Origin of the sequence: Stutzerimonas kirkiae (assembly GCF_004327335.1) — a bacterium.
In the GTDB taxonomy this organism is placed as follows: domain Bacteria; phylum Pseudomonadota; class Gammaproteobacteria; order Pseudomonadales; family Pseudomonadaceae; genus Stutzerimonas; species Stutzerimonas kirkiae.
The window spans coordinates 101,477-122,643 of record NZ_QJUO01000006.1 but is presented as its reverse complement, the minus strand read 5'-3'; the positions used below and the strand labels follow the sequence as shown (position 1 = coordinate 122,643).

General features: G+C 65.1%; 18 protein-coding genes. 16 read left to right on the top strand and 2 right to left on the bottom strand.

Features of this window, described 5'->3' with window-relative positions; genetic code table 11:
- Positions 1-242 precede the first annotated feature (242 nt).
- The 16 genes from DNJ95_RS05745 (at position 243) to DNJ95_RS05670 (ending at position 18,973) form a co-directional block, all read left to right on the top strand.
- Entirely contained in the window at positions 243-1,349 is a 1,107-nt protein-coding gene (locus tag DNJ95_RS05745) for a class II histone deacetylase (RefSeq protein ID WP_131183770.1), read from the top strand.
- 208 nt (positions 1,350-1,557) lie between these two features.
- Positions 1,558-2,043, top strand: coding sequence for a DUF695 domain-containing protein (locus DNJ95_RS05740; RefSeq protein WP_242671883.1), 486 nt, complete (start codon positions 1,558-1,560; stop codon positions 2,041-2,043).
- Between the two features lie 73 nt (positions 2,044-2,116).
- Positions 2,117-2,515, top strand: a complete 399-nt coding sequence (locus DNJ95_RS05735) for a GNAT family N-acetyltransferase (protein ID WP_476718333.1) — start codon at positions 2,117-2,119, stop codon at positions 2,513-2,515.
- A 478-nt stretch (positions 2,516-2,993) separates the two neighbouring features.
- Complete coding sequence (locus tag DNJ95_RS05730; RefSeq protein WP_131183768.1) at positions 2,994-3,977, top strand: ABC transporter substrate-binding protein; 984 nt, start codon at positions 2,994-2,996, stop codon at positions 3,975-3,977.
- 132 nt (positions 3,978-4,109) lie between these two features.
- A complete protein-coding gene (locus DNJ95_RS05725; RefSeq protein ID WP_131183767.1) occupies positions 4,110-4,913 on the top strand; it encodes an ABC transporter permease in 804 nt (267 codons plus the stop codon).
- On the top strand, positions 4,901-5,734 hold the full coding sequence (locus DNJ95_RS05720) for an ABC transporter ATP-binding protein (protein ID WP_131183766.1): 834 nt from the start codon (positions 4,901-4,903) through the stop codon (positions 5,732-5,734). The genes DNJ95_RS05725 and DNJ95_RS05720 overlap by 13 nt, the downstream gene beginning before the upstream one ends.
- Before the next feature lie 2 nt (positions 5,735-5,736).
- Positions 5,737-7,353, top strand: coding sequence for a GMC family oxidoreductase (locus tag DNJ95_RS05715; RefSeq protein ID WP_131183765.1), 1,617 nt, complete (start codon positions 5,737-5,739; stop codon positions 7,351-7,353).
- Positions 7,354-7,710: 357 nt separating this feature from the next.
- Positions 7,711-8,892, top strand: a complete 1,182-nt coding sequence (locus DNJ95_RS05710) for an MFS transporter (protein ID WP_131183764.1) — start codon at positions 7,711-7,713, stop codon at positions 8,890-8,892.
- A 142-nt stretch (positions 8,893-9,034) separates the two neighbouring features.
- A complete protein-coding gene (locus tag DNJ95_RS05705) occupies positions 9,035-9,298 on the top strand; it encodes a hypothetical protein (protein ID WP_131183763.1) in 264 nt (87 codons plus the stop codon).
- Positions 9,295-9,888: a DUF6436 domain-containing protein gene (locus DNJ95_RS05700; RefSeq protein WP_131183762.1), complete on the top strand. Its 594-nt coding sequence runs from the start codon at positions 9,295-9,297 to the stop codon at positions 9,886-9,888. Before DNJ95_RS05705 ends, DNJ95_RS05700 begins: the two co-directional genes overlap by 4 nt.
- A 360-nt stretch (positions 9,889-10,248) precedes the next feature.
- Entirely contained in the window at positions 10,249-11,175 is a 927-nt protein-coding gene (gene cyoA / locus DNJ95_RS05695) for a ubiquinol oxidase subunit II (RefSeq protein ID WP_131183761.1), read from the top strand.
- Positions 11,176-11,177: 2 nt separating this feature from the next.
- Positions 11,178-13,166, top strand: coding sequence for a cytochrome o ubiquinol oxidase subunit I (cyoB, locus tag DNJ95_RS05690; RefSeq protein WP_131183760.1), 1,989 nt, complete (start codon positions 11,178-11,180; stop codon positions 13,164-13,166).
- Positions 13,167-13,169: 3 nt separating this feature from the next.
- Entirely contained in the window at positions 13,170-13,796 is a 627-nt protein-coding gene (gene cyoC / locus DNJ95_RS05685) for a cytochrome o ubiquinol oxidase subunit III (RefSeq protein WP_131183759.1), read from the top strand.
- Positions 13,796-14,137: a cytochrome o ubiquinol oxidase subunit IV gene (gene cyoD / locus DNJ95_RS05680; RefSeq protein ID WP_131183758.1), complete on the top strand. Its 342-nt coding sequence runs from the start codon at positions 13,796-13,798 to the stop codon at positions 14,135-14,137. Before cyoC ends, cyoD begins: the two co-directional genes overlap by 1 nt.
- A 12-nt stretch (positions 14,138-14,149) precedes the next feature.
- Entirely contained in the window at positions 14,150-15,103 is a 954-nt protein-coding gene (gene cyoE / locus DNJ95_RS05675) for a heme o synthase (protein ID WP_131183757.1), read from the top strand.
- A gap of 381 nt (positions 15,104-15,484) precedes the next feature.
- Complete coding sequence (locus DNJ95_RS05670) at positions 15,485-18,973, top strand: AAA domain-containing protein (protein ID WP_131183756.1); 3,489 nt, start codon at positions 15,485-15,487, stop codon at positions 18,971-18,973.
- A 137-nt stretch (positions 18,974-19,110) separates the two neighbouring features.
- Here DNJ95_RS05670 and DNJ95_RS05665 read toward each other — a convergent pair whose 3' ends face one another.
- Both DNJ95_RS05665 and mgrA read right to left on the bottom strand, forming a co-directional pair.
- The gene (locus tag DNJ95_RS05665; protein ID WP_131183755.1) at positions 19,111-20,046 is read right to left on the bottom strand and encodes an aliphatic sulfonate ABC transporter substrate-binding protein; all 936 of its coding nucleotides are present in this window, start codon (positions 20,044-20,046) and stop codon (positions 19,111-19,113) included.
- A 2-nt stretch (positions 20,047-20,048) separates the two neighbouring features.
- Complete coding sequence (gene mgrA / locus DNJ95_RS05660; RefSeq protein ID WP_131183754.1) at positions 20,049-21,092, bottom strand: L-glyceraldehyde 3-phosphate reductase; 1,044 nt, start codon at positions 21,090-21,092, stop codon at positions 20,049-20,051.
- Positions 21,093-21,167 lie beyond the last annotated feature (75 nt).

Sequence of the window (21,167 nt, the reverse complement as noted above, 5' to 3'; positions counted from 1 at the left end):
GGGAGAGGAGGCAGGGCGATCGCGCTATGCGCTCAAAGGGCCGAAAAGAGCGCTGGAGGCTGGACGAAAGAGCGTGGCAACCGGTGTCTTTCGTCCAGATTTCCAGCCTCCAGCGCTTTTGTCGAAGCCCCTTTCCGGTGAATAACGGTATCGCGCAATCGCCCTGGGAGAAGGGGCGCAGCGAAGCTGCGTAAGAAACACCGCTTCATAACTGGCCAGCGCAACATCAACGAGGAGCCACCATGCCCCGCCGCACCGCCTTCTTCTTCGACGAACGCTGCTTCTGGCACGCCGCCGGCCTGCACAGCCTGATCGTGCCGGTGGGTGGCTGGGTGCAACCACCCAGCGCCGCCGGCCATGCCGAATCGCCGGAGAGCAAGCGGCGCCTGAAGAACCTGATGGATGTCTCGGGGCTGAGCGAGCGGCTGCTGCTGCGCAGTGCGCCACTGGCCAGCCTGGAAGACCTGCTGCGGGTACACCCGGCCAGCTACCTGCAACGCTTCCAGGCCATGAGCGAAGCCGGCCACGGCGAGCTGGGCGAGGAAGCGCCGGTCGGCCCCGGCAGCTACGAAATCGCCCGGCTTTCCGCCGGCCTGGCGATCGGCGCGGTGGAGGCGGTGCTGCGCGGCGAAGCGGATAATGCCTATGCACTGTCGCGGCCGCCGGGCCATCACTGCCTGGCCGACCGCGGCCTGGGCTTCTGCTACCTGGCCAATATCGCCATCGCCGTCGAAGCGGCCAGGGCGCGCCACGGCCTGGAGCGTATCGCCGTGCTGGACTGGGACGTGCACCACGGCAACGGCACCCAGTCGATCTTCTACGAACGCGACGACGTGCTGACCCTGTCGCTGCACCAGGACCGCTGCTTCCCGGTGGATACGGGCAGCCTTGAAGAACGCGGTACAGGCGCCGGGCTGGGCTATAACCTGAACGTGCCGCTGTACCCAGGCTCCGGCCACGAGGCCTATCTGTATGCGCTGCGCCGGTTGGTCCTGCCGCGCCTGGAAGCCTTCCGCCCGCAACTGATCATCATCGCCTGCGGCTACGATGCCAACGCGGTGGACCCGCTGGCGCGCATGCAACTGCACAGCGAATCCTTCCGCGCCATGACCGCCCTGCTGCTGGACGCCGCCGACCGCCTGTGCGACGGCCGCCTGGTGCTGGTGCACGAAGGCGGCTACGCCGAAGCCTACGTGCCCTTCTGCGGCCACGCCGCCATAGAAGCCCTGGCCCAGGTACGCACCGAGGTCCAGGACCCCTTCCTCGCCATGATCACCGCCCAGCAACCGGATGCCGCGTTCCAGGCGTTCCAGCGGGCCGAGCTGGATAGACAGGCCGGGGTGTTGTAATCCACATCCCCCACAGGCGCGGCCCGGGCCGCGCCTGCATCACAAAGGTTTCCAGCCGTTCATCGTCTGGCCGCGCCGCCGAAATCTTAATAATGCGGGTGTACCCTGCCCTGCCCTGCCCGTCTATGGCACATTGCCGCGCAATACTGGCGTAGCAATAGCGTCCACATCAGCCCTGTATCACCGCCTTCATTGGCAGGAACCCTCCATGCGTCTTCTTTTGGCGTTGTTACTCATATTCGGAGCATCTCGCATGGCACTTGCCGAGTACACCTGGTCAGTCGCGATGGGGCAGCAACAGGGCAACTCCCTGGTCTTCAAATACATCAATGAAACGCCACCCCCGGACATCCGCCAGCAGATGCCTTGGCTTACCGTCGTGTCATGGGAATACGATGGTTCTGAACAGGGTGGCATGCCTCCGGAGCCGGTCAACACGTCGCTGATAGAACTTGAAGACCACCTCGAAAAAATAGAAGGCGAGGGAACGCTTTACCTCCCCGTCTATTCGGTCATGGGAAACAACCTGAAGGAGTTCGTTTTCTACATCGCGGATCGCGAACGGTTCATGGAGAACTTCAACAAGGCCCTGCAGGGCCAGCCGATCTATCCCATCGCGATCAACTTCTACGAAGACAAGGCATGGAGCGAGCTTTCCAAGCTCCATGCAGGCGTTGCCGCCGGCAATGACTGAGCGTCCAGCGCCAACCTGTCACCCCGAGAACAAGCCAGAGCATTCGATGATTCGAGCATTCCATAACACCGACATGGACGCCGTACTCGATATATGGCTCCGGGCATCGATCAAGGCACACGATTTCGTCGCGCCCGGATTCTGGCAAGCGCAACGCGACGATATGCGTGACATCTACATCCCCTCCGCCGAAGTCCATGTCTATGAGGAGGGCTCGAAGATACTCGGCTTCCATGCACTGCTCGAAGACAGGCTGGCAGCCCTTTTCGTCATGCCGGAGAGGCAGGGACGAGGGATAGGCAAGGCACTGATGGCCGACGCAAAAGCCAGAAGGGAAAGGCTCGTGCTGTCGGTCTACAAGTCCAACACGGCCAGTGTCGGCTTCTACCTGTCCCAGGGGTTCTCGATAGAGTGCGAGGGGCGGGACGAGGCCACCGGCAACGACGAATACATCATGCGCATGAGCGCATGACCTCTCCGCCAGACCGACGCCTCTCGCTCCGCCAAACGAAGAGGATTACCGAAAACAGCTTCGGGGCACACCCTCGCGCCCCCGTGTAACGGCTTGAGAGCGGACAAAGCCTATTGCCACTGCCAACATTTTTCATGGCCTGCCATGCATGACTCCGGATGACCGGCGCGGACCGCTCGCTGCCCCGCCGTGGGGCACGCCGCAGGCCTGGGAGGGCCGGTATCCGGAGCCTGCGGGCCCGGTCTGGCTAGTGGCCCGCCGGAGGTATCCGGGGGCTGCCCCGTAATGCGGCAAAATGCCCCACAAGGGGGCGCGGCAAGCGAGCTTTTTCGTATGTCCCGATGACATTTTTAATGTTTTTCCTGCTTGCACGCTTACGCCACTATCGACTCCGTCCTGGGCTCCAGGCACGCGAATCCTGGGCTTCCAGCCCCTCTGCCACCTATCACTTAGCCGATCGACTGCGGGAGTGTCCTCCATGCGTAAGTTCTCTGCTCAATCCGTTCTCCGTCCCCTCGCCTGTGCATCCCTGGCCCTTGGCCTGGCCGGCGGAGCCAATGCCGGCACCCTGTCCATTGGCCACACCACCTGGGTGGGCTACGGCACCCTGTACCTGGCGCGCGACCTCGGGTACTTCAAGGAAAAAGGCCTGGATGTCGAGTTCACGGTGATCGAGGAAGCCTCGATGTATATGGCCGCGCAAGCCTCGGGCAAGCTGTCCGGCGCCGCCTCGACCATCGACGAGATCCTCAAGTACCGGCCCAACTTTTGCTTCAAGGCAGTGGCCGCACTGGATGAAAGCCACGGTGGCGATGGCGTGCTGGTGGCCAATGACATCGACAGTCTGCAGGACCTCAAGGGCAAGAACATCGCGGTCAACGAAGGCTCGGTATCGCAGTTCTGGCTGTCCTACCTGCTCAAGCAGAATGGCATGAGCATGGCCGACCTGAAGGTACAGAACATGACTGCCGACGATGCCGCCAGCGCCTTTATCGCCGGGCGTGTGCCGGCGGCGGTAACCTGGGAACCGAATCTGTCGCTGGTACGGCAGAAGGGCCAGGGCAAGGTACTGGTCGACAGCAGCCAGACCCCCGGCGTGATCGTCGACGTGGTGGCGCTCAACTGCGCGGTGATCGAGAAGCAGCCCGAGGACGTGAAGGCGCTGGTCGATGGCCTCTACCGCGCGGTGCAGTACACCCGCGAGCACCCGCAGGAAGCCTACGCGATCATGGCCAAGGGCGTCGGCGGCTACCTGTCCGACCCGGCGGAACTGGCCGAAGCGGCCAAGGGCGTGAAGTTCTATGACCAGGCCATGAGCGAGAAGCTGCTCGGTACGCCCGGCAAGCCCGGCGATATCGCCGCGATCATCGAGCTGGCCAACGAGACCTGGAGCGCCCTGCAGGGCAAGAAACTTTCGGTCAGCTACGAGGACCTGGTCGATCCGCGTTTCGTCACCCCCTGAAGCCCCCTGCCCGGGTGACGGACACGTAGGGCGCGCCATGCGCAGCGCCGGTAGCGCCATGCAGCCAGTCGGTGCGCGGCGCGCCCTACGGTCCCACCCGTTCGCCTTGCATAGCAATCGGAGACAACAAGCATGACTCGCCGCAACTCGCTCCTGAGCCGCTGCCTGACGCCCAAGGCCAGCCTGCCGGCGCCGCTGGTGTGGCTGGCGGGGCTGTCCGGCTGGCTTGCCCTGCTGGGCCTGTGGGCCGGCCTTTCCTATGGCGGGGTGATCCCCTCGATGTTCCTGCCGACCCCCGGCCAGGTGCTCGACGCCGGCCAGCGCCTGGCCGCCGACGGCACGCTGGACAAACACGTGCTGGCCAGCCTGGAAGTGGTGCTGATCGGCTTCAGCATCTCGGCGCTGGTGTCGGTGCCGCTGGGGCTGCTGATGGGCAGCTTCCGTATCGTCCAGGCCATTCTCGAACCCCTGGTGAACTTCATCCGCTACCTGCCGGTGACTTCCTTCGTGCCGCTGTTCATTCTGTGGATCGGTATCGGCCTGGAGCAACGCGTGGCGGTGATCATCTTCGGCGTGTTCTTCCAGCAACTGGTGATGATCGCGGACGTTTCCAGGGGCGTTTCCAAGGACCTGATCAACGCCAGCTACACCCTCGGCGCCAACCGCCGCGACGTGATCTTCCATGTGCTCGGCCCGGCCTCGCTGCCGGGCATCCTCGATACCCTGCGGGTAACCATGGGCTGGGCCTGGACCTACCTGGTGGTGGCCGAGCTGGTCGCCGCCAGCAGCGGCCTGGGCTATATCAGCCTCAAGGCCATGCGCGGCTTCCAGGTGGACGTGATCTTCCTGGCCATCGCCATCATCGGCCTGCTCGGGCTGATCACCGACCAACTGTTCCGCTTTCTCCGCCTGAAGGTGACCGCATGGGCACAATAGCCAAGAAACCCTACATCATGCCGGCGCTCAGCGAGTACGCCGAGGTTGCCGCGCGCCTGCGGGTGGACAGCGTCAGCCTGCGCTACCAGTCGCCCAAGGGCGAAACCTTCACCGCGCTGGACCAGGTCTCGTTCGAGGTGCCGGACCAGCAGTTCGCGGTGATCGTCGGCCCGTCCGGCTGCGGCAAGTCGAGCCTGCTCTACCTCACCGCCGGCCTCAACGAGCCCAGCGATGGCGCCATCTACGTCGGCGGGCAGAAGGTCGAGGGGCCGGGCTCGGACCGTGGCATGGTGTTCCAGGGCTATACCCTGTTCCCCTGGCTGACGGTGCGCCAGAACATCGAGTTCGGCCTCAAGCGCCGGGGGCTGGAATCGAGCGAGATCAATACCATCGTCGAGTTCTACCTGGCGGAAGTGGGGCTGAAGAAGTTCTCCGAGCATTACCCCAAGCAGCTCTCCGGCGGCATGATGCAGCGCGTGGCGATCGCCCGCGCGCTGGCCAACGACCCGCAGATCCTGCTGATGGACGAGCCCTTCGGCGCCCTCGACAGCCAGACCCGCCTGCAGATGCAGCAACTGCTACTGCGGGTATGGGGCAACAGCAAGAAGACCGTGGTATTCGTCACCCACGATATCGACGAAGCCATCCTGCTCGCCGACCGCATCTATGTGATGGGCGCCCGGCCGGGGCGGATCAAGGAAATCCTCGACGTGCCGATCGAGCGCCCGCGCAACCTGGAAGTGGTCATGGAACCCGAATTCATCCGCATGAAACGGCAGATTCTCGAACTGCTGCATGACGACCTGGAAGAGGTGCACTGAACATGTCCAGCGAAAACGACCACAGCTACGACTACCTGATCGTCGGCGCCGGCTCCGCCGGCTGCGTGCTGGCCAACCGCCTGAGCGCCGACCCGGCCGTGCGCGTCTGCCTGATCGAGGCCGGCGGCAGCGATGCCAGCCCGCGCGTGCAGGTGCCGGCCGGCACCATCACCCTGTACAAGAGCAAGGTGTTCAGCTGGAACTACTTCTCCGCGCCGCAGAAGAACCTTTCCGGGCGCAGCCTGCACACCCCGCGCGGCAAGGCCCTCGGCGGCTCCAGCGCGATGAACAGCATGATCTACATCCGTGGCGACGCCAGCGACTACGACCGCTGGGAAGCCGCCGGCTGCCCCGGCTGGGGCTGGAACGACGTGCTGCCGTACTTCAAGAAGTCCGAAGGCAACCGCCTCGGCCAGTCGCTGCAGTACCACGGCACCCAGGGCGAATTGCTGGTGGATCGCCCGCGCAACCCCAATCCATTGTCGGAACGCTATATCCGTGCCGCCGAGCGTATCGGCCTGCACCGCAACGACGACTTCAACGGCGGCACCCAGGAGGGTGCGGGTATCTACAACGTCACCCAGAAGGATGCGCGCCGGCTGTCCAGCTACCGCGCCTTCGTCGCGCCGGTGCGCCAGCGCGACAACCTGACCGTGCTGACCGGCTGCGAAGTGGAACGGCTGCTGCTCGATGGCGAGCGCGTGAGCGGCCTGGAGCTGCGCCAGAACGGCGAGTGGCGAACCCTGAACTGCACCCGCGAAACCATCCTCTGCGCCGGTGCGCTGGGCTCGCCGCACATCCTGCTCAAGTCCGGCATCGGCCCCAAGGCCGAACTGGAGGCCGCCGGCGTGGCCTGCCGGGTCGATCTGCCCGGTGTCGGCAAGAACCTGCAGGACCATATCGACGGGCTGGTCACCGTGCGTTCGAAAAGCCCGATGTCGCTGGGCTTCTCCCTCGGCTCGCTGCCCAAGGTGCTGGCCGCGCCGTTCCAGTACCTGGCGCGCAAGATGGGCTGGCTGACCACCAACTACGTCGAGGCCGGCGGCTTCGCCCGCACGCCCCTGGCCGATAGCCTGCCCGACGTGCAGATGCACTTCGTGCCCGGCTACCGCAGCCATCGCGGGCGGCTGTTCGAGTGGGGCCATGGCTACGCCATCCACACTTGCGTGCTGCGCCCGAAGAGCATCGGCGAAGTGCGCCTGGGCGAAGGCCGCAGCCTGTCGATCGACTTCAACTTCTTCAGCGACGAGGCCGATGCCAAGGTGCTGGTGGAGGGGGTCAAGCTGGCGCGGCGGATTCTCGCCCAGCCGGAGTTCGACGGCCTGCGCGGCGAAGAAATGCTGCCGGGGCCGCAGGTGCAGAGCGACGAGCAACTGCTGGCGCACCTGCGCGACTACGCCGCCACCGTGTTCCACCCGGTCGGCACCTGCCGCATGGGCAGCGACGAGGCGTCGGTGGTGACGCCCGAGTTGAAGGTCCGTGGCCTGGCCAACCTGCGCGTGGCCGATGCCTCGATCATGCCGACGCTGATCAGCGGCAACACCAACGCACCCTGCATCATGATCGGCGAGAAGGCTGCCGAGCTGATCCTCGGTAGCCAGGAAGCGCCGGCAGGCTGATCGCGCAATGGCTGGCTGCATCGCGGGTGCGCCGTGCGCACCTGGACGATCGACGCCCGCCATCCCCGGTACGCGCGGCGCACCCGCCCGGGGTCTGTTGGCGTTTCGGCGCAAGCTGCGTGGCCGCGAGAAATAGCCCCGGTCAGGCCGCGCCCGTTGCCGACAGGCTTGCGGCATTCACCCCATCCCTGGAGAGTGCGCAGGACGCAGGCAATGGTCGCTCCCTTGCCAAGTCCTGCGACGACAGCGGGAGCTATTGCTCGCACGACCCGAAGGGCCGGGGTCTTTCCTCGGCGGGTCGCCAGGGCGATGATGGCGCCTCTCCGCGCCACCGTGCGACACAAGGTAAGGTTTTCCATGGCTGCCCATCCGCCGCTCGCCGCTGCAACGACCCGGCAAATCGTCTCCATCGTGGTCTTTGCATTCGTCGGTTATCTCTGCGCCGGCCTGCCCCTGGCCGTGTTGCCCGGCTACGTTCTCGATGGGCTCGGCCATGGCTCGGTGATGGCGGGTGTGGTCATCGGCACGCAATACCTCGCCACTCTGCTGTCCAGGCCCGTCACCGGCGCCGTGGCGGACCGCAATGGCCCCAAGTACGCCGTGCTCCTGGGACTGGCGGGCTGCGCCGCAAGCGGGGCCTTGACACTGATCTCGACCACCCTGCACCTCCAGGCCCCCTTGCTCGGCACCGGCACCCTGCTCGTCGGCCGCGTGATCCTGGGCATGTCCCTGGGGCTGGTCGGTACAGGTGCGATCAGTTGGGGCATCGGCCGTTTCGGCGCGGAGAATACCGCCCGGGTGATTTCCTGGAACGGCATCGCAGCCTATGGTGGCATCGCCCTGGGGGCGCCCCTGGGCGTACTGATGGTCGCCAACCTCGGCCTGTGGAGTCTTGGCAGCCTGGTCGCCCTGCTCGGTATAGGCGCCCTGTCGCTGGCCCGGGGCAAGACACCCGCGCCGCTCGTACAGGGCCTGCGCATGCCCTTTCGCAATGTATTCCTGACCGTCGCACCGAATGGCGTCGCACTGGGGTTCGGCTCGATCGGCTTCGGCACCCTGGCGACCTTCATCACCCTGTATTACGCCAGCCTCGGCTGGGAGCATGCCGCGTACTGCCTTTCGGCCTTCGGCCTGGCCTTCATCGGTGCCCGGCTGCTGTTGTCCGACGCCATCAAGCGCCACAGCGGCTACCGTGTCGCGGCGATCTGCCTGGCCATCGAGAGCAGCGGCCTGCTCCTGCTGTGGCTGGCCCCAGCCCCGTGGCTCGCGCTCTGCGGCGCGGCGCTGACCGGCGCCGGCCTGTCGCTGGTCTATCCGGCGCTCGGCGTCGAGGTGATCGCACGCATTCCCGCCGCCAGCCGCAGCTCGGCGCTCGGCGCCTATGCGCTGTTCTTCGACCTGGCGCTGGGGCTCGCCGGGCCCTTGATGGGGGTGGTCGCCAGCGCCTTCGGCTATGCCTCGATCTTCCTGGTGGCGGCCCTGCTGGCCTTGGCCGGCATGGCGCTCAGCCTGTACCTGCTGCGCAGGGCTCGCCCCTGAGAAACTGCAGCCAGGGTCGTCGCAGGGTACCGCACGGAAAGCCGGCCGATATGTTGCAAGCCGTGGCCCCCGGAAAGGGATGCCTCTCATTCCCGGCCAAAAATGCTAGATTGCCGCCTCTTCGTGCACAGAGGTGGTGATCATGGGTGAAAAAGACAGGTCCACGGCGCTCAGCCGGCGTGGTTGCCTCGGGCTGTTGCTGGCCGGGCTGGCCTTTATCGCGCTGGTCTATACCGCGATCATCTACATCATGACCAAGCCGCAGGATGAAGCGATCGAGGCCAACGAGCGCCAGGCGATCGAGCTGTGCTGGCAACGCGCCGAGGACACCGAGCGCAGCTTCACCCGCGACAGTTGCAAGGAAATGGAGAAGCAGTTCAAACGCAAGTTCGGACGTGAGCCATGAGCCTGCTGCGCAGTGCCGTGCAGCGGCTGACCTTCAAGCACCTGGTCATCGCGTTGATCCTGCTGATCCTGCTGGCCATCACACTGATCTGGTGGCGTACCGGCGCCGCCTACCTGCGCCCCTACAGCGAACAGGCGGTGTTCTTCCATGGCGAGACGCTGCGCCTGCCGCCCGAACTGGCCGGGCCGGGGCCGATCCGCGTGGTGCATTTCTGGGACCCGGCCTGCAAGCGCTGCAACAAGGAGCCCGATGCCCACCTGCGCTACCTGATCGGTATCTACCGCTTCGCCGGCATCGAGTTCTACAGCGTGCAGAGGCCGGGCAGCAGTGGCGAACTCGCGCCCTTCCTGCAAGGCCATATGAAGGCGCTGCCGGCCATCGAGGGGATGGAGGCGCTGCCAGCGAGCCCGGCGCTGGCGATCTGGGACAAGGACGGCGAGCTGGCCTATGCCGGCCCCTACAGCGAAGGGTTGGTGTGCAACTCCAGCAACAGTTTCGTCGAGCCGGTACTCGATGCGCTGACCTCGGGCCGCAAGCTGTCGCTGTCCAGCAACCTGGCCGTTGGCTGCTACTGCGACTGGGGAACATGATGCGGCACGGGGTCGCAAAGTGCGACGCATTGTCGCATTCGGTACCGCCCATGCAGTCCTACCGCCACCTGGATGACCTCGCCAGGCCCCTACAATTCTACGCCCACAGTCCCCAGGAGGCTTAATCCATTACATTTCAAATGGATATTTACAACTACCAACAATCGATATTGATTTGCACCCGGCGTTTTCCAACATCATCATGTTGCCCCTCGCATGACCCCGACAGGCTTTCAGGCTGACTCGCGTGCAGTCTCCAGGCCTCGACAGGCTTTTTTCACCGGATACCCCAGCGTGTGCCGTGCAAGCGGTCCGCATGAGTCCGGGGTGTGGGACATCACTTTGCTGAAGAGTCGTGAAATGAAAGAAGAGAAGTGCCATCGCTATCTACGCCTGCTCCTGATGACATTCGCCCTGGCTGCCCTGAGCGGTTGTGACTGGGCGCTGTTCGACTCCAAGGGGCAGGTCGGCGCCGAACAGGGCAGGCTGATCCTGATTGCCGTCGGACTGATGCTGATCGTGGTCATCCCCGTGATCATCATGACCTTCGTGTTCGGCTGGCGTTACCGCTCCACCAACAAGGATGCCAGCTACACGCCCGAATGGTCGCATTCGTACAAGATCGAGCTGGTCGTCTGGGGTGTTCCGCTGATCATCGTCGCCATCCTGGCGGTGCTCATCTGGAAGACTTCGCACTCCCTCGACCCCTACCGTCCGCTCGACTCCGACAAGCCGCCGCTGCATGTCGAAGTGGTGTCCCTCGACTGGAAGTGGCTGTTCATCTACCCGGAACAGGGCGTCGCGGTGGTCAATGAGCTGGTGATCCCGGAGAAGACCCCGGTGACCTTCCACATCACCTCCGACACCACCATGAACACCCTGTCGATCCCGCAACTGGGCGGCATGATCTACGCCATGGGCGGCCAGCGCACCCAGCTCAACCTGATCGCCAACGAGCAGGGCGAGTTCTTCGGCCAGTCCGGCAACTACAGCGGTATCGGCTTCTCGGCCATGCGCTTCACCACGCACTCGGTCAGCGACCAGGCCTTCGAAGAGTGGCTCGAGAAGGCCCGTGGCGCGGACGAGACCCTCGACTTCGCCGCCTTCAAGAAACTCGGCGAGCGCGGCGAGATGGTCAACCACCGCTACCCGATCCACCCGGTCAAGTACTACGGCCAGGTCGAACCCAATCTGTTCAAGACGGTCATCGGCCAGTACGTCGTCGGCCTGGACACGAAAGAACCTGAAAGTACGACTGCGCACAGCGAAGCCGGCGCGGAGGAATAGAGATGCTTGGAAAACTGACTCTGGATGCGGTGCCGTATCACGAGCCGATCGTCATGATCACCCTCGCAGTGATTGCGCTGGGTGGCCTGGCGGTGGTCGCGGCGCTGACCTACTTCAAGAAGTGGGGCTACCTGTGGAAAGAATGGTTCACCTCGGTGGACCACAAGAAGATCGGCGTGATGTACATCATCGTCGCCCTGGTCATGCTGGTGCGCGGCTTCGCCGACGCCATCATGATGCGTACCCACCTGGCCATGGCCCACGGTGACAACCAGGGCTACCTGCCGCCCGAGCACTACGACCAGATCTTCACCGCCCACGGCATCATCATGCTGATCTTCGTGGCGATGCCACTGGTCACCGGCCTGATGAACATCGTCGTGCCGCTGCAGATCGGCGCCCGCGACGTCGCCTTCCCCTACCTGAACTCGCTGAGCTTCTGGCTGTTCGTCGGCGGCGCGGTACTGATCAACCTGTCGCTGGGCCTGGGCGAGTTCGCCAAGACCGGCTGGGTCGCCTACCCGCCACTATCGGGGATCGAATACAGTCCCGGGGTGGGGATGGACTACTACATCTGGAGCATGCAGCTATCGGGGCTGGGAACGACCCTGACCGCCGTCAACTTCATCGCCACCATCATGAAGATGCGCGCCCCCGGCATGAGCCTGATGAAGATGCCGATCTTCACCTGGACCATCCTCATCACCTGCGTCCTCATCGCCGGCGCCTTCCCGCCGCTGACCGCTGCGCTGGCCATGCTGACCCTCGACCGCTACCTGGACTTCCACTTCTTCACCAATGAGCTTGGTGGGAATCCGATGATGTACGTCAACCTGTTCTGGATCTGGGGCCACCCCGAGGTGTACATCCTGATCCTGCCGGCGTTCGGCGTGTTCTCGGAAGTGGTCGCCACCTTCTCGCGCAAGAAACTGTTCGGCTACACCTCGATGGTCTGGGCCACCGCCGCCATCGGCGTGCTGTCCTTCGTGGTCTGGCTGCACCACTTCTTCACCATGGGCTCCGGCGCCAACGTCAACGCCTTCTTCGGCATCATGACCTCGATCATCGCCATCCCCACCGGGGTGAAGATCTTCACCTGGCTGTTCACCATCTACCGAGGTCGCTACGAGCTGAACTCGATGACCTGGATGGTGCTGGGCTTCCTGGTCACCTTCTCCATCGGCGGCATGACCGGCGTGTTGCTGGCGGTGCCGGCGGCGGACTTCGTGCTGCACAACAGCCTGTTCCTGATCGCGCACTTCCATAACGTGATCATCGGCGGCGCGGTGTTCGGCTACCTGGTGGGCATCACCTACTGGTTCCCGAAAGCCTTCGGCTTCAAGCTGATCGACCGTTTCGGCCGCTACTCCTTCTGGTGCTGGCTGATCGGCTTCTACTTCGCCTTCATGCCGATGTACGTGCTGGGCTTCATGGGCATGACCCGTCGCCTGAACCACTTCGACAACCCGGACTGGACCCCCTGGGTGCAGGTCGCCGTGGTCGGTGCGGTGCTGATCGGTATCGGTATCGTCTTCACTGTGGTGCAGATCCTCGCCAGTATCGTCAAGCGCAACGAGAACCGCGATGTCACCGGCGACCCGTGGGATGGCCGTACCCTGGAATGGTCGACCTCTTCGCCACCGCCGTTCTACAACTTCGCCGTGATCCCGACCGCCGACAAGATCGACGCCTTCCACGAGGCCAAGAAGGCCGGTGTGGCGCTGGCGCCGGTGCCCGAGCACTACGAGCCGATCCACATGCCGAAGAACACCGGCAATGGCCTGATCGTGGCGCTATTCTGCTCGGCCATGGGTTTCGCGCTGATCTGGCACATCTGGTGGCTGGCCATCGTCGGCCTGGCCGGCGCGGTAATCAGTTTCATCGTGCGTTCCTACGACGACGATATCGATTACTACGTCCAGCCCGACGAGATCGCCCGTATCGAACTGGCTCATCAACAAGCCAAAGCCAACGCAGTCGTAAAGGCATAACCGATGTCCTCTATCGAAACTACTCACAACCACGACGCTCATGGTCACGACCATGAGCATCACCACGACACCAGCGGGATAAAGCTGTTCGGCTTCTGGGTCTACCTGATGACCGACCTGCTGATCTTCGCCACGCTGTTCGCCACCTTCGCGGTGCTGAGCAATGCCTTCGCCGGTGGCCCCACCGCGAAGGAAATGCTCGGCCCGGGCCTGCACCTGGTACTGATCGAGACGTTCGCCCTGCTGTTCTCCAGTATCACCTACGGCATGGCGATGCTCGCCACCTACCGCGGTGACAAGGGAGCGGTACTGCGCTGGCTCGGCGTCACCTTCGTATTCGGGGCGATCTTCCTCAGCATCGAGCTGTACGAGTTCAGCCACCTGATCCACGAAGGCGCCGGTCCCACCACCAGCGCCTACTGGTCGGCGTTCTTCACCCTGGTCGGCACCCACGGCCTGCACGTGACCGCCGGCCTGCTGTGGATGATCGTACTGATGCTGCAAGTCAGCAGCCGTGGCCTGACCGACACCAACAAGGTACGCATCGGCCTGCTCAGCCTGTTCTGGCACTTCCTCGATGTGGTCTGGATCTGCGTATTTACCGTCGTTTACCTGCTGGGAGTGCTGTGATGGCTCACGAACACACCAATTCGGCTGGCGAAAGCCACGGCAGCGCCAAGGAATACCTGATCGGTTTCATCCTGTCGGTGATCCTCACGGTAATCCCGTTCGCGCTGATCATGTACCCGGAACTGCTGAACCTGAGCCGTGGTGCCACCCTGATCACCGTCGTGCTGTTCGGTATCGTGCAGATCCTCGTGCACCTGGTGTACTTCCTGCACATGAACACCGATTCGGAAGGGCGCTGGAACACCATTTCAATGATCTTCACCGTACTGCTCATCGTGTTCCTGGTCGGCCTGTCGATCTGGGTCATGTGGAGCATGCACTACCACATGATGATCAACTGAAGAATGTGGCACATGCTCAAGCGATACCTGCTCCTGGTGAAGCCCGGGATCGTCTTCGGGAACCTGATTTCCGTGGCCGGTGGCTTCTTCCTGGCTTCCCGGGGTGACATCGACCTGGCGCTGTTCATCGCAACCGCGCTGGGCGTGTCGCTGGTGATTGCATCGGGTTGCGTGTTCAACAACTACATCGACCGGGATATCGACCAGAAGATGGAGCGGACCCGCAACCGGGTCATGGTCAAGGGGCTGGTCTCGCCAGCCCATGCCATCGTCTACGCCTGTGTCCTGGGCATTGCCGGCGTCGCCCTGCTCTACCTGGCCACCAACCTGTTGGCGGTCATGCTGGTGCTGATGGGCTTCGTCGTCTATGTCGGTGTCTACAGCCTGTGGATGAAGCGCCACTCGGTCTACGGCACCCTGGTCGGCAGCCTGTCGGGCGCGGCCCCGCCGGTGGTCGGCTACTGCGCCGTCAGCAACGAGTTCGACATGGGCGCGGCGATCCTGCTGCTGATCTTCAGCCTGTGGCAGATGCCGCATTCCTATGCCATCGCGATCTTCCGCTTCAACGACTACCAGGCGGCCAACATCCCGGTACTGCCGGTGATCAAGGGCATCTCGGCGGCCAAGCGGCATATCGTGCTGTACATCGCCGCGTTCATCGTCGCCACCCTGATGCTGACCATCAGCGGCTACGCCGGCTACAATTACTTCGTGGTCGCCGCGCTGAGCGGCGCCTACTGGCTGTGGATGGGCGTGTCGGGCTACAAGGCGGTGGACGACCGGGTGTGGGCGCGCAAGCTGTTCGTGTTCTCCATCGTCACCATCACCATGCTCAGTGTGATGATGTCGGTGGATTTCCAGTCCTCCAACCCGCAACAGGTGCTGGTGACCTCCATCAACCACCTGTGCAACCAGTTCATGGATATCGAGAAAGGATTCTGCTCCGTGGTGGCGGCGCGCATCTGACGCGCAACCGCACGGCAGCACGAAAAAGCCCCGCTCTGGTTCGCCAGGCGGGGCTTTTTCGTCGGATCGCGGCATGCCAGTGCCTGCCCTACGCCCCAGGGCGATTGCGCTATACCGCTATTCACAGGAAAGGGCTTCGATAAAAGCGCTGGAGGCTGGAAAGCTGGACGAAAGACAGCGGTTGCCACGCGCTTTCGTCCAGCCTTCCAGCGCTGTTTTCGGCGTTTTGCCGCGCATAGCGCGATCGCCCTGCCCTACGCCCCTCCACGGTCGACGCCGGTCGGCGATCTGCGCTAGGCTCCCCGGGATTTTCCGGTGGCGCCGCAGGCATATCCCGTCGCGCCCTGCACATGGATTTGCCGAAGGTCTGTCAGCGCCCCCATGAACGACAACGCACTGAAGTTCGCAAGCTACTGGCGCAACAGCCTGGCCGATGCGGAGCGCAACAACGGCACCCTGAACGCCACGGAACTGAAGACATTCCTCCGCCAGCCCGGCAGCGCATTGCACAGCGGCATACTGGACGAACAGGCGGCGGCCCAGTGCTTCGCCGACGAACCGGAACATATCGAGCATGTGCAGGTGTCGCTGCGGCCCTGTCTCTTCTCCGCCAGCCTCGAACATGGTACCGGCTACACGGGGTTGCCACGGCATGTCACACCGGTCGTCACCGAGGCTCTGCTGAGCCGCGACGGCAGGCTCTGGCCCAGCGCCATGACGCACATTCCGCGGGACATCCTGGAGCCGCTCGAAAGCGGCAGCTTCGCGATTTCCACGGTGGCCGCCGTCGATGCCTTCATGGGGCATGAGCGGCAACTGGCCGACCCCGACTGGAGCGAGCCCGAGAACCACGCCAGGCACTGGGCGGACTACCGCGATTACCTGGCGCGCCTGCTGCGTGCCATCTGCGCCGACTGGCCCGGCGAGCACGACGCCTACCGGCACGTACCGGAGCTGCTGCTACAGAAGAAACAGGCAGTCACCGGTGCCAGCCGGCATATCCTCGCGCTGTACGACGACCTCCGCCACTCCCGCCCTGACGCGCCCCTCTTCGATCGCTATGCGGCCCTCGACCATGCCCCGCCGCAAGCTCGCCTGCCGTCCGCGGCCGGCTTCGCCGAGCGCCTGGCGCACAGCCATGCGCAATACCCCCTGGCGGATGCCCAGCGCGACGCGCTGAGCCACCTGCTGCTCTGCCCCGAGGGTGACATACTCGCCGTCAACGGCCCGCCCGGCACGGGCAAGACCACCCTGCTGCTGTCGGTGATCGCCACGCTCTGGGCTAAGGCCGCGCTGGCCGGCCCCGAGGCGGAGCCGCCGGTCATCGTCGCCAGTTCCACCAACAACCAGGCCGTGACCAATATCCTGGATGCCTTCGCCAAGGACTTTTCCAGCGGCAGCGGCCCCTTCGCCGGGCGCTGGCTACCCCAGCCGAAGAGCTTCGGCGCCTATCTGCCGGCCCAGGGCAAGGAAGCGGAAGCCTTCCCGAAATACCAGACCGCCCAGTTCTTCAACGCACTGGAAACCCGCGACGGCCTGGCCGAGGCCAAGGCCCACTACCTGCAAAAAGCCGCCCTGGCGTTCCCGGAAGCCCCGGCGCCGAGCGTGGCGCAGGCCGTCGAATGGTTGCGCCAGCGCATCGTCGATGCCGCCGGCAGCCTACGCGCCCTGGCCAGCGCCTGGGCCGAATTGTCCCAGGCGCGCCAGGCCCTGCAACAGGCGCTCGCGGAGCAGGGCGACAGCGCCGAGCGCAGGCAGCGGCTGAGCCGCCAACGGGACGCCTGCCATGCCCGCCAGGAGCGGCTGCAGCGCTACCTGGCGCAAGAGCCACTGCTGCTCGCACTGTTCGGCTGGCTGCCCGCCATCGCCCGCAAACGCGCCGCGTGCGCACGACTGGCGCTGCACGATGCGGCGCTGCCGGCGCTCGACGCCGACCAGCAAGGCCAGGCAGCGGGCTGGCGGACCCTGGGGGATATCGAAACCGCCCTTGCCACCTGGAGCGCGCACGCCACGTTCGCCCTCGATGCCGAGGCACGGCACCAGCAAAGCCTCGACCAGCTCGCGCAGACGGAACGACTGCGACTCGCCGCCTGGACCCAGGCACTCGAAGCCCTTGGCCCGGACTTCGCCGCACGGGCGGCGGAAATCGACCTGGCCGGTTGCGATGCCATGGCCGATACCCGCCTGCGCTTTCCCATCTTCCTGCTCACCAGCCACTACTGGGAAGGCCGCTGGCTGCTGGAAATGCAGGAAAAGCTCGGCGAGATCGAAGGCTCCGCCGGCAGGACCGGCAAGGCCAGTGTCATTCCGCGCTGGCGGCGCTGGATGAAAATCACCCCCTGCGTGGTTTCCACCTTCTATATGTTGCCGCGCAAGCTCGGCACCAGCCGGCCGCGGGATGGCGGCTGGAAGACCGACTACCTCTACGGCTTCGCCGACCTGCTGATCGTGGACGAAGCGGGCCAGGTACAGCCGGAAGTGGCGGGCGCCTCCTTCGCCCTCGCGCGCAAGGCCCTGGTGATCGGTGATACCGAGCAGATCGAACCGATCTGTTCGAACAATACGGCAGTCGACAAGGGCAACCTGGTCAGTGCCGGGCTGCTCGCCTCGTCCGCCGACGAAGCCGGCTACCAACGGCTCGCCAGCCTCGGCAAGTCCGCCGCCAGCGGCAGCGTGATGCAGATCGCCCAGAGCGCCAGCCGCTATCACTACGACACCCGGCTCGCGCGCGGCATGTACCTCTACGAGCACCGGCGCTGCTACGACGGCATCGTCGACTACTGCAACGACCTCTGCTACCAGGGCCTGTTGCAACCGATGCGCGGCAACCCGCAAGCGCCGGCGTTGCCGACACTGGGCTACCTGCATGTAGCCGGCATCTGCCAGCGTGCCCAGGGACGCAGCCGCCACAACCTGCTGGAGGCCGAGACCATCGCCGCCTGGCTGGCGGAGCAGCGCCCGCAACTGGAAGCGCGCTACGGCAAGGACCTCTCGCGGATCGTCGGTATCGTCACCCCTTTCGGCGCGCAGACCCGCGCCATCGAGGAAGCCTGCGCCGCGCATGGCATCGACACCGGCAAGGGCGAACAATCGGTCACGGTCGGCACCGTGCATGCCCTGCAGGGCGCGGCGCGCCCGCTCATCCTCTTTTCCGCCGTCTACTCCAGGCACGCCGACGGCGGCTTCATCGACCAGCGCCGCAGCATGCTCAACGTCGCCGTGTCCCGCGCCGAGGACAGCTTCCTGGTGTTCGGCGACATGGATCTGTTCAGCCTGGCCCAGCCCGGTTCGCCACGGGCACTGCTGGCGCGCTACCTGTTCGCGCGAGCGGACAACGAACTGCTGTTCGCGCCGTCGCCACGCAGCGACCTGCTGACGCCACGCACGGGCCTCAGCCACCTGCACGATGCAGAGGAACACGACCGTTTCCTGCTCGGCAGCCTCGCCCGGGTCGCCCGCGAGATCCATATCGTCAGCCCCTGGCTGAAGCTGGCGCGCATCAGGGAAACCGGCGCGCTGGCGGCCATGACGGCGGCGGCGCAGCGCCGTGTGCAGGTCCACGTCTACACCGATCGCGCGTTCAACCTGGGCGATGACGAGGAGCGGCTCGAAGCCAGAGCCCAGGCCCTCGAAGAAGCCTTCGCCGCCCTGCGCGACGCCGGTATACGTACCCATGCGCTGCAACGGGTGCACAGCAAGCTGCTGATGGCCGACGACGAGCTGCTTTGCGTGGGCTCGTTCAACTGGTTCAGCGCCAGCCGCCAGCCCGGCTACAGCCGCCACGAAACCTCCATGGTCTACCGTGGCCCGGACGTGGCGGAGGAGATCGAGACCAACCTGGGCAGCCTGGCCAGGCTGATGGCCCCGTAGCAGCGGCTTCGCCCCGACCATGGGCCGGCGTGCCCGAGCCCGGATAGGGCGCATCGGCAACCGCGATGATGGGTATCGCTGCGTATTCTACCGGGGCACATGGGCGCTCGCCCCATCCCTGCGCCCAGCAGGTCCGCTCAGCGCTGCGGCGGGGCCTGCCAGAGCGCGGCGCGCACGTCCACCGCGCGTGGCAGCAGGCGGTTCTGCAGGAACAGGTCGGCGGTGTGCTGCTGGGCGGCGATGATTGCCTCGCTGAGCGGCCCGATTGGCGACGACGGGCGGCGTTCGAAGGTGCGTGCCAGCACCGCCTCGGGCAGGCCGATGAAGGCGGCCAGCAGGCGCAGGCTGCCGGCTTCGTCGCTGCGTGTCAGCGCCTCGGCGCGGTTCAGTTCGTCGATCAACGCGGGGATAAAGGCTGGATGGGCCTCGGCGAACGAGCGCGCCGCCAGGTAGAACGGCCCGCTCAGGTCCAGCCCCCGGCCATCGGCCAGCAGCCGCACGCCGCCTTCCAGCTCCAGCGCGGCGTAGAACGGGTCCCAGATCGCCCAGGCATCCACGCTGCCGCGCTCGAAGGCGGCGCGCGCCTCGGCCGGTGCCAGGTAGATCGGATGGATATCGCTGAACGCCAACCCCTCGCGGGCCAGTGCGCGCAATAGCAGGTTGTGCGCACTGGAACCTTTCTGCAGGGCGACGCGCTTGCCCTTGAGCTCGGCCACCGAACGCAGCGGGCTGGCCTCGGCCACCAGGATCACCTCGGCCTGCGGCTTCGGCGGCTCGGCGCCGATATACAGCAGGTCGGCACCGGCGGCCTGGGCGAAGATCGGCGGGATGTCGCCGGTGGAGCCGATGTCCAGGCTGCCGATGTTCAATGCTTCGAGCATTTGCGGCCCGGCGGGAAATTCGATCCACTGCACCCGGGTGTCGGCAAAGCGCCGCTCCAGCAGGCCGTGCTGCTTGGCCAGCACCAGGGTGGTCGAGCCCTTCTGGTAGCCGATACGCAGGGCTTGCGGGTCGGCGGCCTGGGCCAGGCTGGCGCACAGCACGGCGACGATGAGTAGCAAACGAGCGAGCATGTTCAGTCCTGCCAGTCGGTGGAGGGTTTTTCCCAGAGGTTGATACCGCCTTCGACGGCGTGCTGGTCGATCTCCGCCAGTTCCTCGGCGCTGAAGGCCAGGTTGTCCAGGGCGGCGACGTTCTCGACGATCTGCCCAGGGCGGCTGGCGCCGATCAGCGCAGAGCTCACCCGGGGATCGCGCAGGGTCCAGGCCAGCGCCAGTTGCGCCAGGCTCTGGCCACGACGGCGGGCGATCTCGTTCAACGCCCGGGCGCGCTGCAGGTTCGCCTCGGACAGGTGCTCGGGGCGCAGCGAGGCGCCACCTGGACGGTTGACCCGGGCGTCCTGCGGAATGCCGTTCAGGTATTTATCGCTGAGCAGCCCCTGGGCCAGCGCGGTGAAGACGATGACGCCGGCACCCAGTTCGCCAGTGGCGTCCAGCAGGTCCTGCTCGATCCAGCGGTTGAACAGATTGTAGGCCGGCTGGTGGATCAGCAGCGGCACTTTCAACTCGCGCAACAGGGCGGCGATCTCCCGGGTCTTGCCCGCCGAGTAGGAGGAAATGCCGACGTACAGCGCCTTGCCCTGGCGCACGATATCGGCCAGGGCGATGGCGGTTTCCTCCAGCGGCGTGTCGGCGTCGAAGCGGTGCGAATAGAAGATGTCGACATAGTCCAGGCCCAGCCGCGCGAGGCTCTGGTCGAGACTGGAGATCAGGTATTTGCGCGAGCTGCCGCCCTGCCCGTACGGCCCTGGCCACATGTCCCAGCCGGCCTTGGTGGAAATGATCAGTTCATCGCGATAGGCCGCGAAGTCCTCGCGCAGCAGGCGGCCGAAGTTGCTCTCGGCGCTGCCATAGGGCGGACCGTAGTTGTTGGCCAGGTCGAAGTGGGTGATCCCCAGGTCGAAGGCAGTGCGCAACAGTGCACGCTGGGTATCGACCGGCGTGGCATCGCCGAAGTTGTGCCACAGCCCGAGGGACAGCGCCGGCAGCAGCAGGCCGCTGCGACCGACCCGACGGTAGGGGATGCGTTGGTAGCGGGTGGGGGCGGGGGTGTAGGTCATGGTAAGTCTCCGTTGAGCTGCAAGCTGCAAGCTGCAAGCTGCAAGCTGCAAGCTGCACAGCATGCGGGGACGACA

Bases quoted from the DNA above. Each gene is read 5' to 3' on its own strand.
- DNJ95_RS05740 (WP_242671883.1), top strand. From the start codon at position 1,558: ATGCGTCTTCTTTTGGCGTTGTTACTCATATTCGGAGCATCTCGCATG.
- cyoA (WP_131183761.1), top strand. From the start codon at position 10,249: ATGAAAGAAGAGAAGTGCCATCGCTATCTACGCCTGCTCCTGATGACA.
- DNJ95_RS05730 (WP_131183768.1), top strand. From the start codon at position 2,994: ATGCGTAAGTTCTCTGCTCAATCCGTTCTCCGTCCCCTCGCCTGTGCA.
- cyoE (WP_131183757.1), top strand. From the start codon at position 14,150: ATGCTCAAGCGATACCTGCTCCTGGTGAAGCCCGGGATCGTCTTCGGG.
- DNJ95_RS05700 (WP_131183762.1), top strand. From the start codon at position 9,295: ATGAGCCTGCTGCGCAGTGCCGTGCAGCGGCTGACCTTCAAGCACCTG.
- mgrA (WP_131183754.1), bottom strand. From the start codon at position 21,092: ATGACCTACACCCCCGCCCCCACCCGCTACCAACGCATCCCCTACCGT.
- DNJ95_RS05720 (WP_131183766.1), top strand. From the start codon at position 4,901: ATGGGCACAATAGCCAAGAAACCCTACATCATGCCGGCGCTCAGCGAG.
- DNJ95_RS05665 (WP_131183755.1), bottom strand. From the start codon at position 20,046: ATGCTCGCTCGTTTGCTACTCATCGTCGCCGTGCTGTGCGCCAGCCTG.
- DNJ95_RS05705 (WP_131183763.1), top strand. From the start codon at position 9,035: ATGGGTGAAAAAGACAGGTCCACGGCGCTCAGCCGGCGTGGTTGCCTC.
- DNJ95_RS05725 (WP_131183767.1), top strand. From the start codon at position 4,110: ATGACTCGCCGCAACTCGCTCCTGAGCCGCTGCCTGACGCCCAAGGCC.
- DNJ95_RS05735 (WP_476718333.1), top strand. From the start codon at position 2,117: ATGGACGCCGTACTCGATATATGGCTCCGGGCATCGATCAAGGCACAC.
- DNJ95_RS05745 (WP_131183770.1), top strand. From the start codon at position 243: ATGCCCCGCCGCACCGCCTTCTTCTTCGACGAACGCTGCTTCTGGCAC.
- DNJ95_RS05715 (WP_131183765.1), top strand. From the start codon at position 5,737: ATGTCCAGCGAAAACGACCACAGCTACGACTACCTGATCGTCGGCGCC.
- cyoD (WP_131183758.1), top strand. From the start codon at position 13,796: ATGGCTCACGAACACACCAATTCGGCTGGCGAAAGCCACGGCAGCGCC.
- DNJ95_RS05710 (WP_131183764.1), top strand. From the start codon at position 7,711: ATGGCTGCCCATCCGCCGCTCGCCGCTGCAACGACCCGGCAAATCGTC.
- cyoC (WP_131183759.1), top strand. From the start codon at position 13,170: ATGTCCTCTATCGAAACTACTCACAACCACGACGCTCATGGTCACGAC.
- cyoB (WP_131183760.1), top strand. From the start codon at position 11,178: ATGCTTGGAAAACTGACTCTGGATGCGGTGCCGTATCACGAGCCGATC.
- DNJ95_RS05670 (WP_131183756.1), top strand. From the start codon at position 15,485: ATGAACGACAACGCACTGAAGTTCGCAAGCTACTGGCGCAACAGCCTG.